This is a genomic window from Kocuria aegyptia (assembly GCF_039530085.1).
GTDB classification, from domain to species: domain Bacteria; phylum Actinomycetota; class Actinomycetes; order Actinomycetales; family Micrococcaceae; genus Kocuria; species Kocuria aegyptia.
The window spans coordinates 112,547-128,172 of record NZ_BAAAOA010000017.1; the positions used below are offsets into that span (position 1 = coordinate 112,547).

Consider the following 15,626-nt stretch of genomic DNA (forward strand, 5'->3'; position numbering starts at 1 on the left):
GCCGGATAAACTGGGCGGGCAGACCCCACCGCACCGATCCCGTCCGGAAGTGAACCCATGAACCGCGCCAGCGACCCCATCGACGTCGACGTCCGGGAGAACGACAGCGTCCTGCTGCCGACCCGGATCACCCGGTGGGTGCGGTGGCTCGCCGTCGCGTCGCTGTTGGCGAACTCCGTGCTGATCCTCACCGGCGGGCTCGTGCGGCTGACGGGCTCGGGTCTGGGCTGCCCCACCTGGCCGCGGTGCACGGACGAGTCCTGGACCAACACCCCCGAGATGGGCATGCACGGGGTCATCGAGTTCGGCAACCGGTTGCTGACCTTCCTGCTCGCCGCGGTGGCGGTGCTGACGTTCCTCGCCGTGCTGCGGCTGCGCCACGAGCACCGCGACCTCTTCCGGATCGCCCTGCTGCTGGGTCTCGGCATCCCGCTGCAGGCCGTGGTCGGCGGGATCACCGTGCTCACCGGGCTCAACCCCTGGATCGTGGGCATCCACTACCTCATCTCCGGGGCGATGATCGCCCTGGCCACGGTGCTGGTCAACCGCACCCGGCGGCGCTCCCTGCCCGCCGTGCGGGACGCGGAGCGCCCCGGCCAGGCCTACGGGCAGCGCCGGACCGTGCGGCGGCTCATGGTGGGCCTGGCGGTGCTCACCGCGCTGATCCTGTACCTGGGCACCCTCGTCACGGGCACCGGCCCGCACGCGGGGGACGAATCCACCGCCAGGCACGCCTTCGACGCCTACCTCATCACCCGCGCGCACGCCGTCCCGGTGTACCTGATCGTCGTGGCCGTGGTCCTCGGCCTGTTCCTCGCCCGCCGGCACCGGTGGCCCGTCCCGCTGGCCTCGAGCCTCAACGTCATGCTGGCCGTGCTGGTCCTGCAGGCGCTCATCGGCTACTACCAGTACTTCAACGGCGTGCCGATCGTCGCGGTCGCCCTGCACCTGGTGGGTTCCGCGCTGCTGATCTGGGCCACCGCCCGCACCGTGGAGAAGGGCTTCGCGGTCACCCGCACCCCGGACCCCGTGTTGCGGGGCGCCGACCGTGCGCCGTCGGCCGAGGCCCCGGCCCGCGGCTGAGTCCCTCAGGCCCGCTCGTCGGGCGCCTCGTCGAGCAGCTCCTCGACGGCCTGCGCCAGGCGCTGCCGGCTGCCCGAGGGGATCGGCAGCAGCGGGCGCCGCGGCGGGGCCGTGCTGACGCCGCACACCTCGGCGAGGGCGTACAGGGAGCTCAGGGGCCGCTCCTGGCGCAGGATCTCCATCAGCGGGGCCAGCGCCGCCTGCCACGTGCGCACCGCATGGTCGTCGCCCGCGACGACCGCGGCGCGGAAGGCGGCGTACTGGCGAGGGAGCACCGCGGCGATCCCGGAGTGCCAGGCCGCGGCGTCCGGAGCGGCCTCGTGCAGCAGCCGCTCCCCGCTCACCCCGTGGGCCGTGCCCGGCTCCGCGAGCTCGGCGAACCGGCTCCGCCGTGCGGCGAGGTCCTGCGGGGAGTCCGCAGTGTCCTTGAACGCGCTGACGTTCTCCAGCCAGGAGAGCTCGGCGGCGAGCTCCACCGGGTACGTGAAACCGGTCGTCGTCGGGTTGTTGTAGATGCACAGCGGCAGGGACACGGCCGCCGCGACCGTCTCCACCTGGTCCGCGATCTCCTGGGAGACGAGCGGGATGTAGGACAGCGGGTTGAGCACGAGCCCGTCCGCCCCGCCGTTCTCGGCGGCGTAGGCCATCTCCAGGACCTCGCGGGTGGTCATCGCGGAGATCCCCGCCCCCACCGGCACCCCGGAGCCGCGGGCGGCCTCCACGGCGGCGCGCACGACCTCGGCCCGCTCCTCCCCGGAGAGGTACGCGAAGCTGCCCGAGCTGCCCAGCACCACCAGGGCGTCGACCCCCGAGCGGACCAGGCGGCCGACATGGCGCCCGAAGGACTCCAGGTCCAGGCGGCCACCTTGCTGGAACGGCGTGATCGGGTAGGCGACGAGCCCGGTGAAGGTCATGCTGAGCATGCGACCATCCTAGGTCCGGCCGATCGCCCGGCCGGACCGGGACACCGCGGGGGCCGCCGCCCCCGGCGGGCTCAGAGGACGGGACCGCCCACGAACGGGTCCACGGCCAGGGCGAGGAAGACGAAGGTGATGTAGGCGATCGAGCCGTGGAAGACGTACATCGCCTGCTTGTCCGTGGGCCGGCCGGCCACCGCGAGGGCGTGCAGCTTGTGGCTGTGGCCCACGAACCAGGCGCCCGAGGCCAGCGCGGTCACCGCGTAGACCCAGCCGGCGCCGCCGACAGGGACGAGCAGCAGCGAGCACACCACCGTGGCCCAGGCGTAGAGCACGACCTGGCTGCCCACGGTGCGGGCCCCGGCCACGGCGCCGAGCATGGGGACCCCGGCGCGGGAGTAGTCGTCGGCGTACTTCATGGACAGCGGCCAGTAGTGCGGCGGGGTCCACAGGAAGATGAACAGGAACAGCACGAGCGCGGGCCAGTCCAGACCGCCCGTCACGGCGGCCCACCCGATCAGCACCGGCATGCACCCGGCGACCCCGCCCCAGACGATGTTCTGGGCCGTACGGCGCTTGAGCACGATCGAGTAGAAGACCGCGTAGAGGAAGATGGCCGCCGCGCCCAGGGCGCCGGCGAGCACGTTGACCCCGAGCGTGAGCCAGGCGACGGACACGGCCGTGAGCGCCCACGCGAAGACGAGGGCCTCGCGGTCGGTGACCTCTCCGGTGACGAGCGGGCGCTTGGCCGTGCGCTTCATGACCCGGTCCTCGTCCCGGTCGATGTAGCAGTTGAAGGCACCGGCCGCGCCGGCCGCGAGCGTGCCGCCCACGAGCGTGTTGAGGATGAGCCAGAGGTTCGGCATGCCCTGCTGGGCGAAGATCATGGTCGGCACGGTCGCCACGAGCAGCAGCTCGATGATCCGCGGCTTCATCAGGGCCACGTAGGCCCGCAGCTTCCGGGTGGCCGTCATCCGTCCCTCGCGTCCGGTGTCCGCCGCAACACCCGTGTGCCCGGTGCCGAGGACGGCTCGTCCTGCGGGTCCCGACGTCTCGAGTGAGTTCACAGAATCATTGCTCCCGGTTGCGGTGGTTCTCCCCCGGCTCCGTGCGCGAGGACGGCCCGGAGACGGTCCGTCGCCGGCACGCAGCAGGAGCGGTCGGCGCGGTGGTCGCGGGCGCGGAAGAAGGTCCTATACAGCATAGCGTGTGGCGGCGCCCGGTCCCGCTCCGGACATGACGGGAAAGGGGTCCGGAGCCGCCCGGAGCGGTGCCGTCGGTCACACGGCCGAAATGTGCGTGACCTAAGCTGGACCCAAACCGCCGGTCGGCGACCGGCACCCGCTGCGCACGGCAGCGGATCCCGAGGGAAAGGGCCCCGAATCTTGACGACCGAACTCGATCAGAAACTGACCTGGACCGAACTGGACCGGCGCGCCGTGGACACGGTGCGGGTGCTGGCCGCGGACGCGGTGGAGAAGGTGGGCAACGGCCACCCGGGCACCGCGATGAGCCTGGCCCCGGCGGCGTACTTGCTGTTCCAGAAGGTGATGCGCCACGACCCGCGTGATGACCGGTGGACGGGCCGGGACCGGTTCGTCCTCTCCCCCGGGCACACCTCCCTGACCCTGTACCTGCAGCTGTTCCTGTCCGGCTACGGCATGGAGCTGGAGGACATCGAGTCCCTGCGCACCTGGGGCTCGAAGACCCCGGGGCACCCGGAGTACCGGCACACCACCGGGGTGGAGATCACCACGGGGCCGTTGGGCCAGGGCCTGGCCTCGGCCGTCGGGTTCGCCTACGCCCAGCGCTACACCCGCGGCCTGTTCGACCCCGACGCGGCCCCCGGCACCTCCGTCTTCGACCACACGGTCTACGTGATCGCCTCCGACGGGGACCTCCAGGAGGGCGTGACCTCCGAGGCGTCCTCGCTGGCCGGGGTGCAGGAGCTGGGCAACCTCGTGGTGATCTACGACCAGAACCACATCTCCATCGAGGACGACACCGACGTGGCGTTCACCGAGGACGTCCTCAAGCGCTACGAGGCCTACGGCTGGGACGTGGCCCGGGTCGACTGGACGAAGACCGGGGACTACGTCGAGGACGTGGAGGAGCTCCACGCGGCGATCCTGGCCGCCAAGGCCGAGACCACCAAGCCCTCGCTGATCGCCCTGCGCACGATCATCGGCTGGCCGGCCCCGGGCAAGCAGAACACCGGGGCCATCCACGGCTCCAAGCTCGGGGCCGAGGAGGTTGCCGCCACCAAGGAGATCCTCGGCTTCGACCCCGAGCAGTCCTTCCAGGTCGAGGACGAGGTCTTCGCCCACACCCGCGGGATCCAGGACCGGATGAAGGCCGTTCGCGAGGAGTGGGAGCAGGACTTCGCCGCGTGGCGGGAGGCGAACCCGGAGCGGGCGCGCCTCTACGACCGGATCCGGGCCGAGGAGCTGCCCGAGGACTATGCCGAGGCGTTCCCGGTCTTCGAAGCCGGCAAGGACGTGGCCACCCGGTCGGCCTCGGGCAAGGTGATCAACGCGATCGCCGAGACCTTCCCGGAGCTGTGGGGCGGGTCGGCCGACCTGGCCGGGTCGAACAACACCACCATCGAGTCCGCGGCCTCCTTCATCCCCGAGGCCCGCTCCACGAACAAGTGGACCGGCAACCCCTACGGGCGGGTGCTGCACTTCGGGATCCGCGAGCACGCCGCGGCCGCGATCGTCAACGGCATCACCATGTCTTCCCAGACGAGGGCGTTCTCCGGCACGTTCCTGATCTTCTCCGACTACCAGCGCCCGGCCGTGCGCCTGGGCGCGCTGATGAAGGTCCCCTCGATCTACGTCTGGACCCACGACTCCATCGGCCTCGGCGAGGACGGGCCCACCCACCAGCCGGTAGAGCAGCTGTCCTCGCTGCGGGCGATCCCGGGCCTGGACGTGGTACGCCCGGCCGATGCCAACGAGACCGCGATCGCGTGGCGGACGATGCTGGAGAACCGGCACGGCCCGGCCGGGATCGCCCTGACCCGCCAGAACGTGCCCACCTTCGCCCGGGTGGACCTGCACCCGGACGCCGACGGCGAGAAGTTCGCCTCCGCCGAGGGGGTCGCCCGCGGCGGCTACGTCCTCGCCGACGCGCCCGAGGGCAAGGACCCGGACGTGATCCTGATCGGCACCGGCTCGGAGGTCTCCCTCGCCGTGGCGGCCCGGGCGCAGCTGGCGGAGCAGGGGGTGGCCGCGCGCGTGGTGTCCATGCCGTGCCGGGAGTGGTTCGACGCCCAGGACGCCGAGTACCGCGAGTCCGTGCTGCCGGCGGCCGTGCGGGCGCGGGTGTCCGTGGAGGCCGGGATCGCGATGTCCTGGCGGGACCTGCTCGGCGACGCCGGGCGGGCCGTGTCCCTGGAGCACTTCGGGGAGTCCGCCGACTACGAGACCCTCTACCGCGAGTTCGGCATCACGGCCGAGGCCGTCACCGCCGCCGCCCGGGAATCCCTCAGCGCCGCGCAGGCCGCCGCCTCCGTGAGCCGCTGAGCCACGGTGCGCACCGACCGACCACTTTCCCCCGAGCACGAGGACTGACACGAACATGACCACCCCCACCAAGAAGCTCTCCGACGCCGGCGTCTCGATCTGGCTCGACGACCTCTCCCGCGAACGCCTGAGCTCCGGCGGGCTGCAGCGGCTGATCGACGAGAAGGACGTCGTGGGCGTGACCACGAACCCGACGATCTTCGCCGCCGCGCTGGCCGCCCACGACGCCTACGAGGAGCAGGTCAAGGAGCTGGCCGCGGCCGGCACGGACGTGGACGAGGCCGTGCTGGCCATCACCACCGACGACGTGCGCGAGGCCTGCGACCTGTTCGCCCCCATCGCCGAGGCGACCCAGGGCGTGGACGGGCGGGTGTCCATCGAGGTGGACCCGCGCCTGGCCCAGGACGCGGACGCCACCGCGGCCATGGCCCAGCGTCTGTCCCGGACCATCGACCGGGACAACGCGCTGATCAAGATCCCCGCCACCGAGGCGGGCCTGCCCTCGATCACCGCGACCATCGCCGAGGGGATCTCCGTCAACGTGACGCTGATCTTCTCCCTCGAGCGCTACCGCGCGGTCATCAACGCCTACCTGCTGGGCCTGGAACAGGCCCTGGAGAACGGCAAGGACCTGGCCGGCATCCACTCCGTGGCCTCCTTCTTCGTCTCCCGGGTGGACTCCGAGGTCGACAAGCGCCTGGACGCGATCGGCACGGACGAGGCCAAGGAGCTGAAGAGCCAGGCCGGCCTGGCCAACGCCCGGCTCGCCTACCAGATCCACGAGGACTCCCTGACCACCGAGCGCTGGGAGCGGCTGGCAGCGGCCGGGGCGAACCCGCAGCGCCCGCTGTGGGCCTCCACCGGGGTGAAGGACCCGGCCCTGCCGGACACCCTGTACGTCACCGGACTGGTCGCCCCGAACACCGTCAACACCATGCCGGAGAAGACCCTCGAGGCCACGTTCGACCACGCCGAGGTCACCGGGGACACCGTCACGGGCACCTACGCGGAGTCCAACGAGCTCCTGGACCGGATCGCCGGCGTGGGGATCTCCTACGACGAGGTCGTGGAGAAGCTCGAGGCGGAGGGCCTCACCAAGTTCGAGGACTCCTGGGCGGAGCTGCTGGACACCGTGCGCGCCGCCCTCGACAACGCCCGCTGAGCCCGTCCCGACCCGAGTTCCGTCCGTGCTGCCCGACCCGAAGGAGAACCCATGAGCTCCCTGTCCGTCCAGACCTCCGGCGCGGCCCGCGAGGCCGTCGACCGGCACGTGCCCGCGCTGGTGGGTGACAGGTTCGCCTCGAAGCTCTTCGCCCAGGAGCCCACCCTGTGGGGGCCCGCGGCCGAGGAGGAGTCCGCCAAGCGGCTGGGCTGGGTCGAGGCCGCCGAGGTCTCCCGCCCGCTCGTCGCCGAGATCACCGCCCTGCGCGAGGAGTTCGCGGCCGAGGGCGTGGACCGGTTCGTGCTCGCGGGCATGGGCGGGTCCTCCCTCGCCCCCGAGGTGATCACCCGGACCGCCGGGGTCGAGCTGTTCGTGCTCGACTCCACGGACCCGGAGATGGTGGGCGCGGCCCTCGCCGACCGCCTCGAGCACACCGCGATCGTGGTCTCCTCGAAGTCCGGCTCCACCGTGGAGACCGACTCGGCGCGCCGGGTCTTTGCCCGGGCCTTCGAGGACGCGGGCATCGACGCCGCCTCGCGCATCGTGGTGGTCACCGACCCCGGCTCCCCCATGGAGGCGTCCGCGCGGGAGGCCGGCTACCGCCGGGTCTTCACCGCCGACCCGACCGTCGGCGGGCGCTTCTCCGCGCTGACCGCCTTCGGTCTGGTCCCCTCCGGCCTGGCCGGGGTGGACGTCGGGGCCCTGCTCGACGACGCCGACGAAGCCGGCGAGGTGCTGCGCGAGGACGCCGAGGACAACCCCGGCCTGCACCTGGGCGCGGCGCTCGGCGGGACGCAGCCGCTGCGGAACAAGCTCGTCTTCCGGGACCTGGGCTCGGGGATCGCGGGGTTCGCCGACTGGGCGGAGCAGCTGATCGCGGAGTCCACCGGCAAGGAGGGCAAGGGCGTGCTGCCCGTCGTCGTCGGCGCCGGTGACGCCCCGGAGGCCTCCTCGGGAGCGGCCGACGTCCTCGTCGTGGAGCTCGTCGGCGTGGACGAGGAGCAGGCCCCCGAGGGCGACGTCGTGCGGGTCTCCGGCTCCCTGGGCGCCCAGCTCATGCTGTGGGAGGTCGCCACCGCGGCCGCCGGGCGGCTGCTCGGCATCAACCCGTACGACCAGCCCGACGTGGAGTCCGCCAAGAACGCCACCCGCGCCCTGCTCGAGGACAAGCCGCAGCCCACGGCCGCGGACGTGGTGGACGGTCCCGTGGAGATCCGCGGGGCGCAGGAGCTGCTCGACGGGGCGCAGACGGTCGAGGACGCGCTGGGCAGGCTGCTCGCGCAGCTGCCGGAGACCGGGTACCTGTCCGTGCAGGCGTACTTCGACCGGCTCGCGTGGGCGGAGCTGGAGAGCGTCCGCCCGGTCCTCGCCCGCGCCACCGGCCGGCCCGTGACCTTCGGGTGGGGGCCGCGGTTCCTGCACTCCACCGGCCAGTACCACAAGGGCGGACCGGCGGAGGGCGTGTACCTGCAGATCACCGCCGCCTCGGAGACGGACCTCGACATCCCCGACAGCCCGTTCAGCTTCGGCGAGCTCATCTCGGCCCAGGCCGACGGCGACGCCCAGGTCCTCGCCGACCACGGGCGGCCGGTGCTGCGGCTGCGGCTCGCGGACCGCGCCGAGGGCGTGGCCCGGCTGCGGCAGGCCGTCGACGCCCTCGGCGGCTGACCCGGTCGGCGCGACCGGACCGCTGACCTAGAATGGGAGCACGCCACGGTCGGCGCGGGACTTCCCGCGCCGACCGTTGCGTGTGCAGGACCGTGGGCGCCTCGGCCCCGCAGAGACGTGAAGGAGTTCCGTTGCCAGACAACAACGCCCGCAATCCCCTGCGGGACCCGAGGGACAGGCGGCTCGTCCGGGTCGCCGCCCCGTCGGCGCTCGTGCTCTTCGGCGTGACGGGAGACCTCGCGAAGAAGAAGCTGCTGCCGGCGATGTACGACCTCGTCAACCGGGGGCTGCTGCCGCCGTCCTTCGCGCTCGTCGGCTTCGGCCGCCGCGACTGGTCGCACGAGCAGTTCCGGGAGGTGGTGCGCGAGTCCGTCGAGGCCCACGCCCGCACCCCGTTCCAGGAGGACGTGTGGCGCCAGTTCGCCTCCGGCGTCCGGTTCGTGCGCGGGGAGTTCGACGAGGACAAGGCCTACGAGGCGCTCAAGTCGACCCTCAAGGAGCTCGACGTGCACTCCGGGACGCGCGGCAACCACGCGTTCTACCTCTCGATCCCGCCCAAGGCGTTCGAGACGGTCTGCCAGCAGCTCGCCGACCACGGCCTGGCCCAGCACGAGAACGCCTCGGGGTGGCGCCGCGTGGTCATCGAGAAGCCCTTCGGCCACGACCTCGACTCCGCGGCGGAGCTCAACGCCATCGTCGAGCGGGTGTTCCCGGCGGACTCGGTGTTCCGGATCGACCACTACCTGGGCAAGGAGACGGTGCAGAACATCCTGGCGCTGCGCTTCGCGAACCAGATGTTCGAGCCGCTGTGGAACGCGCAGTTCGTGGACCACGTGCAGATCACCATGGCGGAGGACATCGGCATCGGCTCCCGCGCCGGCTACTACGACGGCGTGGGCGCGGCCCGCGACGTCATCCAGAACCACCTGCTGCAGCTGCTGGCCCTCACCGCCATGGAGGAGCCGCTGTCCTTCCAGGCCCACCACATGCGCGCGGAGAAGGCGAAGGTGCTGGCCTCCGTCGTCGTCCCCGAGGACCTGGCGGCGCACTCGGCGCTGGGCCAGTACGAGTCCGGGCTGCAGGGCGGTGAGCGCGTACGGGCCTTCCTCGAGGAGCAGGACATCCCCGCCGACTCCCGGACCGAGACCTACGCGGCGCTGCGCGTGGACATCAACAACCGCCGGTGGGCGGGCGTGCCGTTCTACCTGCGGGCGGGCAAGCGCCTGGGCCGGCGGGTGACCGAGATCGCGGTGCAGTTCAAGAACTCGCCCAACCTGCTGTTCGGGGACAACGGCCACGAGGACCTGGGACAGAACGTCATCGTGATCCGGATCCAGCCCGACGAGGGCGTCACCATCCGGCTCGGCTCCAAGGTGCCCGGGACGCAGTCGGAGATCCGGGACGTGACCATGGACTTCGGCTACGGCCACTCGTTCACCGAGTCCAGCCCGGAGGCCTACGAGCGCCTGATCCTCGACGTGCTGCTCGGGGAACCACCGCTGTTCCCGGACCACGAGGAGGTCGAGCTGTCCTGGCGCATCCTCGACCCCTTCGAGGAGTGCTGGGCGGAGCAGGAGATCATGCCGGAGCCGTACGCGCCGGGGTCCTGGGGACCCGCCGCCGCCGACGAGCTGCTGGCCCGCGACGGACGCGTCTGGAGGCGACCGTGATCGTTTCGATGGAGAACACCACCACCTCGGCCATCGACAAGAAGCTGAACCAGCTGAGGGACCAGCACGGCGTCGTGACGCTGGGCCGGGTCCTCACGCTCGTGATCATCGCGCAGGCCGGGCACTCCGAGGCCGCCCTGGAGGCCGCGAACTTCGCGAGCCACGAGCACCCGTGCCGGATCATCGTGCACGTGGCGCACTCCCAGGCCGAGAGCACCCGGCTCGACGCGCAGCTGCGCATGGGCGGTGACGCGGGTGCCTCCGAGGTCATCGTGCTGCACGGCTACGGGGAACTGGCCGAGCCCACCGAGACCCTGTTCTCGGCGCTGCTGCTGCCCGACGCACCGATCGTCGCCTGGTGGGCGCACACGGTGCCGCCGCCCTCGATCCACACGTCGTCGATCGCCGGGATCGCCCACCGGCGGATCACGGACTCCGCGCGCAGCGACGACGCCTTCGAGGCGCTCGCGGAGCTCAGCTCCCGGTACGTGCCCGGCGACACGGACCTCGCGTGGACACGGGTGACCAACTGGCGCATCCAGCTGGCCGCGGTCCTGGACCAGGCGGAGCCCGCGCCCGTGCGCGAGGTCGTCGTCGAGGGCTGCGGCCGCTCTCCCAGCGTGGTGCTGCTGGGCACGTGGCTGGGCACCCGGTTCGACGCCGAGGTGACGCTGGTCAACAACCCCGGGCCCCGCCGCCTGGACAAGGTGACCCTCGTCCGGGACGACGGCGAGATCGTGCTCGAGCGCCCGGGCCGGTCCGTGGCAATGCTGCGGCAGCCGGGCCAGCCCGACCAGCAGATCGCGATGCCCGTGCGGGACCTCAACGCCTGCATCGCCGAGGAGCTCCGGCGGCTGGACCCGGACGAGGTCTACGGCGAGGTCATCACGACCGGCCTGCGGGACGTGCGGGTCGCGCAGATCGTGGACACCACCGGCGAGCTCACCTTCGGCGCCGCACGGTTCCTGGCCGAGCACGGCAGGGGCCGCCCGGACCCGGAGCCCCCGGCGTCCGACGCCGCCCCGGACCCGGCCGCCGGGCCCCCGGAGCTGCAGACCGCCGAGACCCCGGCCGCCGGAGCGGCCGTCCCGACCCCCGGAGAGGACCACGCATGAGCGCCGAGCTGGAGACCGTCGCCCATCCGGACAAGGAGTCGCTCGCCGCGGAGTCCGCGGAGCGGGTCCTCGACGTGGTCGTGGCGGCGCAGGACGAGCGCGGGGAGGCGAGCGTCGTGCTGACCGGCGGGAGCATGGGCACCGCGGTGCTCGCGGCCGTGGCCGCCTCCCCCCGCCGGGACGAGGTCGACTGGTCGCGGGTCGACGTGTGGTGGTCGGACGAGCGCTTCGTGGCCGGCGACAGCGCCGAGCGCAACTGCGTCCAGGCCGCCGAGGCCGTGGACGGGGCCCTGGTCCTGAACCCGGACCGGGTGCACTGCATGGGCAGCGCCGACGACTTCGGCACCGCCGAGGACGCCGCGTTCGACTACCGGCGCGAGCTCGCCGCGGCCGCCGACGCGGAGCACCGGGCGGCGGCCTTCCCCCGGTTCGACCTCGCGCTGCTGGGCCTGGGGCCCGACGGCCACGTGGCCTCCCTGTTCCCGGGGCGCCCGCACGTGCACGAGGATGACGCCACCGTGCTCGGGGTGCAGGACTCCCCCAAGCCCCCGCCGGTGCGGGTGACCATGACGCTGCCGATGATCAACAGCGCGCGGCGGGTCTGGTTCCTCGTGGCCGGGGCGGACAAGGCCGGGGCGGTCGCGGCCGTGCGCGCCGGCGCCCCGCTCGAGCGCACGCCCGGCGCCGGGGTGCGCGGGACCGAGGAGACACTGCTGCTCGTGACGGACGACTGCCTGCCCGGCTGAGGGCCCGGCCGCGCGGTCGCCCCCCGGCGACACGCGGCGCCGACGCGGACGACCCCGGGTTCCCGGCCGGCCACGGGACGTCGTGGCCGGCCTGGGAACCCGGGGTCGTCCGGGGAGCGGTCGGCTCAGACGGCCGCCGCGGCGAAGCGCATGGTCAGCGCGTAGGCCGCAATGGAGAGGGCCCACACCACGGCCGTGGCGGTGGTGAGCCGGATCAGATTCTTCTGCGCCACACCCGAGGTGTTGAGGGACTGGGTCATGCCGCCGCCGAACATGTCGGAGAGGCCTCCGCCCTTGCCCTTGTTGAGGAGCACGAGCAGGACGGCCAGAAGGCTCGTGAGCACGATGATCGCCAGGAGCACGTTCTGCAGAATATCCACTGGGGCCTTCCCTCGGGGTGTCCGTCGAGCAGCCGCGCCCGGACGGCGCGGACGGTCAGGGGGTCGTGATCAGTCGGTCACGAGGTGCTGCTCGAACCTGGCAATGCTAGCAAACTCCTCGGCGTCCAGGCTCGCGCCGCCGACGAGGACCCCGTCCACGTCCTTGCCCTTGAGGATGGAGCCCGCGTTGGCGGCCTTCGCGGACCCGCCGTAGAGGATGCGGGTCCTGGCCGCGGTCTCGGCGTCGTAGAGCCCGGCGAGCTCGGCGCGGATGGCCGCGGCCATCTCCTGGGCGTCCTCCGGGCCGGCGACCTCGCCGGTGCCGATCGCCCAGACGGGCTCGTAGGCCACCACGAGCTCGGCCACCCGGTCCGCCTCGAGACCGGCGATGGAGCCGCGCAGCTGCTCGAGGGTGAAGGCGACGTGCTCGCCGGCCTGCCGGACCTCGAGGCCCTCGCCGACGCACAGCACCGGGACCAGGCCGTGCCGGTGGGCAGCGGCGATCTTGGCGTTGCACAGCTCGTCGGACTCGCCGTGGATGGTGCGGCGCTCGGAGTGGCCCACGAGCACGTAGGTGCAGCCGAGCTTGGCGAGGAACTGGCCGGAGATGTCGCCGGTGTAGGCGCCGGAATCCTGGTCGGAGAGGTCCTGGGCGCCGTAGACGACGCGCAGGTCGTCGCCGTCCACGAGGCTCTGGACGGAGCGGAGGTCGGTGAACGGCGGGAAGACGGCCACCTCGGCGCGGGAGTAGTCGTGCTTGGCGTCGTCCAGGGTCCACGCGAGCTTCTGCAGCAGGGTGATCGCCTGGGTGTGGTCCATGTTCATCTTCCAGTTGCCGGCGATCAGCGGCGTGCGGTCGAACTGTCCGTTGGTCTGGGATGTCATCGGTGACTCCTGTCCGCGGCGGGGCGCCGCTCGTCGTGCGTTTCGGCAGTGGTGCGCTGGGGGCCGGAAGGGCGCCCCGGGGCGTGCGGCTCCGGGGCGCCTTCCGCGGTGGTGGATCGTGCAGCTCAGGCGCCCAGGGCGACGACCCCGGGCAGCTCCTTGCCCTCGATGAACTCCAGCGACGCGCCGCCGCCGGTGGAGATGTGCCCGAACTGGTCGTCCCGGAAACCCAGGTTGCGCACGGCCGAGGCGGAGTCGCCGCCGCCGATCACGCTCATGGCGTCCGAGGCGACGATGGCCTCGGCCACCGCCTGGGTGCCCGCGGCGAACGCGTCCATCTCGAAGACCCCCATGGGCCCGTTCCAGAACACGGTGCGCGCGGCCCTGATCCGCTCGGCGAACAGCGCCGCCGAGGCCGGGCCGATGTCCAGGCCGAGACCGGAGGCGCCGATCTCGCCGCCCACGATGTCCTCCACCGGGCGGGTCTCGTGCGGCGCGTCCGCGGCGAAGGCCTTCGCGTAGACGACGTCGACGGGCAGCACGATCTCCGTGCCCGCCTCGGCGGCCTGCTCCAGGTAGCCCTTGACGGTCTCGATCTGGTCCTCCTCCAGCAGGGACCCGCCCACGCGGTGGCCCTGGGCCGCGAGGAACGTGAAGACCATGCCGCCGCCGATGAGCAGGGAGTCGGCCTTGCCGATGAGGTTCGCGATCACCGCGAGCTTGTCGGAGACCTTGGACCCGCCCATGACCACCACGAAGGGCCGCTCGGGGTCCTGGACGACCTTGGTCAGGACGTCCAGCTCCCGCTTCACCAGGTCGCCCTGGTAGGCCGGCAACCGCAGGGCGATGTCGTAGACGGACGCGTGCTTGCGGTGCACCGCGCCGAAGGCGTCGTCGACGTAGGCCCCGTTCTCGCCCGTCAGGGCCACGAGCTCGTCCGCGAGGGCGCCGCGTTCGGCGTCGTCCTTCGAGGTCTCGCGGGGGTCGAAGCGCACGTTCTCGAGCACGAGCACCTCTCCGTCGGCCAGGGCCGCGGCCTTGTCCCGGGCGTCCTGCCCGACGACGTCGGTGGCGATCCGGACCGGAACTCCGGCCAGGTCGGCGAGGCGCTGCCCGGCGGGGGCGATCGAGTACTTCGGGTCGACCTGCCCCTTGGGCCGGCCGAGGTGCGCCATCACGATGACGCGGGCCCCGGCGTGGGCGAGCCTCTCGATGACCGGCAGGGACGCGCGGACGCGTCCGTCGTCGGTCACCGCGAAGCCGTCCAGCGGGACGTTGAGGTCGGAGCGGACCAGGACGCAGCGCCCGGTGACGCCGTCGGCGATCAGTTCGTCAAGTGCATGAGCCATGCCACTCACCCTACCCCGGCCGCGCTGCCCGGCCGGGGTGTCAGAGCTGGTCGCCGACGTGGGAGACGACGTTGAGCAGGCGGGAGGTGTAACCCCACTCGTTGTCGTACCAGGCGATGACCTTGACCTGGTTGCCGATGACCTTCGTCAGCGGGGCGTCGAAGATCGTGGAGATGCTGTCGCCTTGGATGTCGGAGGAGACGATGGGGTCCTCGGTGTACTTGACGATGCCCTTCATCGGGCCCTCGGCGGCCTCCTTCATGGCGGCGTTGACCGATTCGACGGAGACCTCCTGCTGGGCGTCGAAGGTCAGGTCCACGACCGAGCCGGTGGGCACGGGGACGCGCACGGCGAAGCCGTCCAGCTTGCCCTTGAGCTCGGGCAGCACGAGACCCACGGCGGCGGCGGCACCGGTGGTGGTCGGCACCATGTTCAGGGCCGCGGCACGGGCACGGCGCAGGTCGCCGTGCGGGCCGTCCTGCAGGTTCTGGTCCGCGGTGTAGGCGTGGATGGTGGTCATCAGACCGCGCTCGATGCCGAACGCGTCGTTGAGGACCTTCGCCATGGGGGCGAGGCAGTTCGTGGTGCAGGAGGCGGCGGAGACGATGTTCATCGACGCGGCGTCGTAGGTGTCGAGGTTGACGCCGGGCACGAACGTGCCGTCGATCTCCTTGCCGGGGGCGGACAGGACCACCTTCTTGGCTCCGCCGTCCAGGTGGGCCTTGGCCTTGGAGCCGTTGGTGAAGCGGCCGGTCGACTCGACGACGACGTCCACGCCGAGCTCGCCCCACGGCAGCTTGGCGGGGTCGGGCTCGGCCAGGAACCTGACCTCGTGGCCGTCGACGCGCATGGTCTCGCCGTCGAGGGTCACCTCGCCGGGGTACCGGCCCATGACGGAGTCGTACTTGAAGAGGTGGACCAGGGCCTCCGGGTCCGTGAGGTCGTTCACGGCGACGACCTCGATGTTCTCGCCCTGCGCGAGCGCCGCGCGGAGGAAGTTGCGTCCGATGCGTCCGAAACCGTTGATGCCCACTCGAATGGTCACTGGGTGCTCCTGTGTTGGTCGGGGTCTGGATCGTTGAACCAGCTCCCATTCTACGTGGTTATCCCTGGGATGTCTTGGG

Annotated in this window: 12 protein-coding genes and 1 pseudogene; 7 read left to right on the plus strand and 6 right to left on the minus strand. The window is 72.1% G+C overall.

All coding sequences use genetic code 11. From position 1 onward, the window contains the following. Positions 1–57: 57 nt before the first annotated feature. On the plus strand, positions 58–1,083 hold the full coding sequence (locus ABD220_RS08370; protein WP_344121556.1) for a COX15/CtaA family protein: 1,026 nt from the start codon (positions 58–60) through the stop codon (positions 1,081–1,083). 5 nt (positions 1,084–1,088) lie between these two features. On the opposite strand, the gene ABD220_RS08375 is transcribed toward ABD220_RS08370, so the two are convergent. After that, complete coding sequence (locus ABD220_RS08375) at positions 1,089–2,006, minus strand: dihydrodipicolinate synthase family protein (protein ID WP_344121558.1); 918 nt, start codon at positions 2,004–2,006, stop codon at positions 1,089–1,091. A gap of 71 nt (positions 2,007–2,077) precedes the next feature. Then, positions 2,078–2,974 (minus strand): heme o synthase, encoded by an 897-nt coding sequence (locus ABD220_RS08380; RefSeq protein ID WP_344121560.1) that lies wholly within the window; start codon positions 2,972–2,974, stop codon positions 2,078–2,080. 411 nt (positions 2,975–3,385) lie between these two features. Here ABD220_RS08380 and tkt point away from each other — a divergent pair, with 411 nt between their 5' ends. The 6 genes and pseudogenes from tkt (at position 3,386) to pgl (ending at position 11,888) form a co-directional block, all read left to right on the plus strand. Then, positions 3,386–5,527: a transketolase gene (gene tkt / locus ABD220_RS08385; protein ID WP_344121562.1), complete on the plus strand. Its 2,142-nt coding sequence runs from the start codon at positions 3,386–3,388 to the stop codon at positions 5,525–5,527. A gap of 55 nt (positions 5,528–5,582) precedes the next feature. Further along, positions 5,583–6,689, plus strand: a complete 1,107-nt coding sequence (gene tal / locus ABD220_RS08390) for a transaldolase (protein ID WP_344121564.1) — start codon at positions 5,583–5,585, stop codon at positions 6,687–6,689. Positions 6,690–6,740: 51 nt separating this feature from the next. Continuing rightward, positions 6,741–8,357, plus strand: a complete 1,617-nt coding sequence (locus ABD220_RS08395; protein WP_344121566.1) for a glucose-6-phosphate isomerase — start codon at positions 6,741–6,743, stop codon at positions 8,355–8,357. A gap of 158 nt (positions 8,358–8,515) precedes the next feature. Then, positions 8,516–10,027, plus strand: a complete 1,512-nt coding sequence (zwf, locus tag ABD220_RS08400) for a glucose-6-phosphate dehydrogenase (RefSeq protein WP_344121660.1) — start codon at positions 8,516–8,518, stop codon at positions 10,025–10,027. Next, positions 10,024–10,926: pseudogene (locus tag ABD220_RS08405) on the plus strand (glucose-6-phosphate dehydrogenase assembly protein OpcA); the annotation flags it as partial. The gene zwf and the pseudogene ABD220_RS08405, both read left to right, overlap by 4 nt. A 212-nt stretch (positions 10,927–11,138) precedes the next feature. Next, entirely contained in the window at positions 11,139–11,888 is a 750-nt protein-coding gene (gene pgl, locus ABD220_RS08410) for a 6-phosphogluconolactonase (RefSeq protein ID WP_344121568.1), read from the plus strand. 125 nt (positions 11,889–12,013) lie between these two features. Here the strand turns inward: pgl and secG are convergent, their stop codons facing one another. From secG to gap, 4 genes are all read right to left on the minus strand, one after another. Further along, entirely contained in the window at positions 12,014–12,268 is a 255-nt protein-coding gene (gene secG / locus ABD220_RS08415; protein ID WP_344121570.1) for a preprotein translocase subunit SecG, read from the minus strand. Positions 12,269–12,337: 69 nt separating this feature from the next. Next, on the minus strand, positions 12,338–13,153 hold the full coding sequence (gene tpiA, locus ABD220_RS08420) for a triose-phosphate isomerase (protein ID WP_344121572.1): 816 nt from the start codon (positions 13,151–13,153) through the stop codon (positions 12,338–12,340). A gap of 125 nt (positions 13,154–13,278) precedes the next feature. After that, positions 13,279–14,502 (minus strand): phosphoglycerate kinase, encoded by a 1,224-nt coding sequence (locus ABD220_RS08425; RefSeq protein ID WP_344121574.1) that lies wholly within the window; start codon positions 14,500–14,502, stop codon positions 13,279–13,281. Between the two features lie 40 nt (positions 14,503–14,542). Beyond that, positions 14,543–15,547, minus strand: coding sequence for a type I glyceraldehyde-3-phosphate dehydrogenase (gene gap / locus ABD220_RS08430; RefSeq protein ID WP_344121576.1), 1,005 nt, complete (start codon positions 15,545–15,547; stop codon positions 14,543–14,545). Positions 15,548–15,626 lie beyond the last annotated feature (79 nt).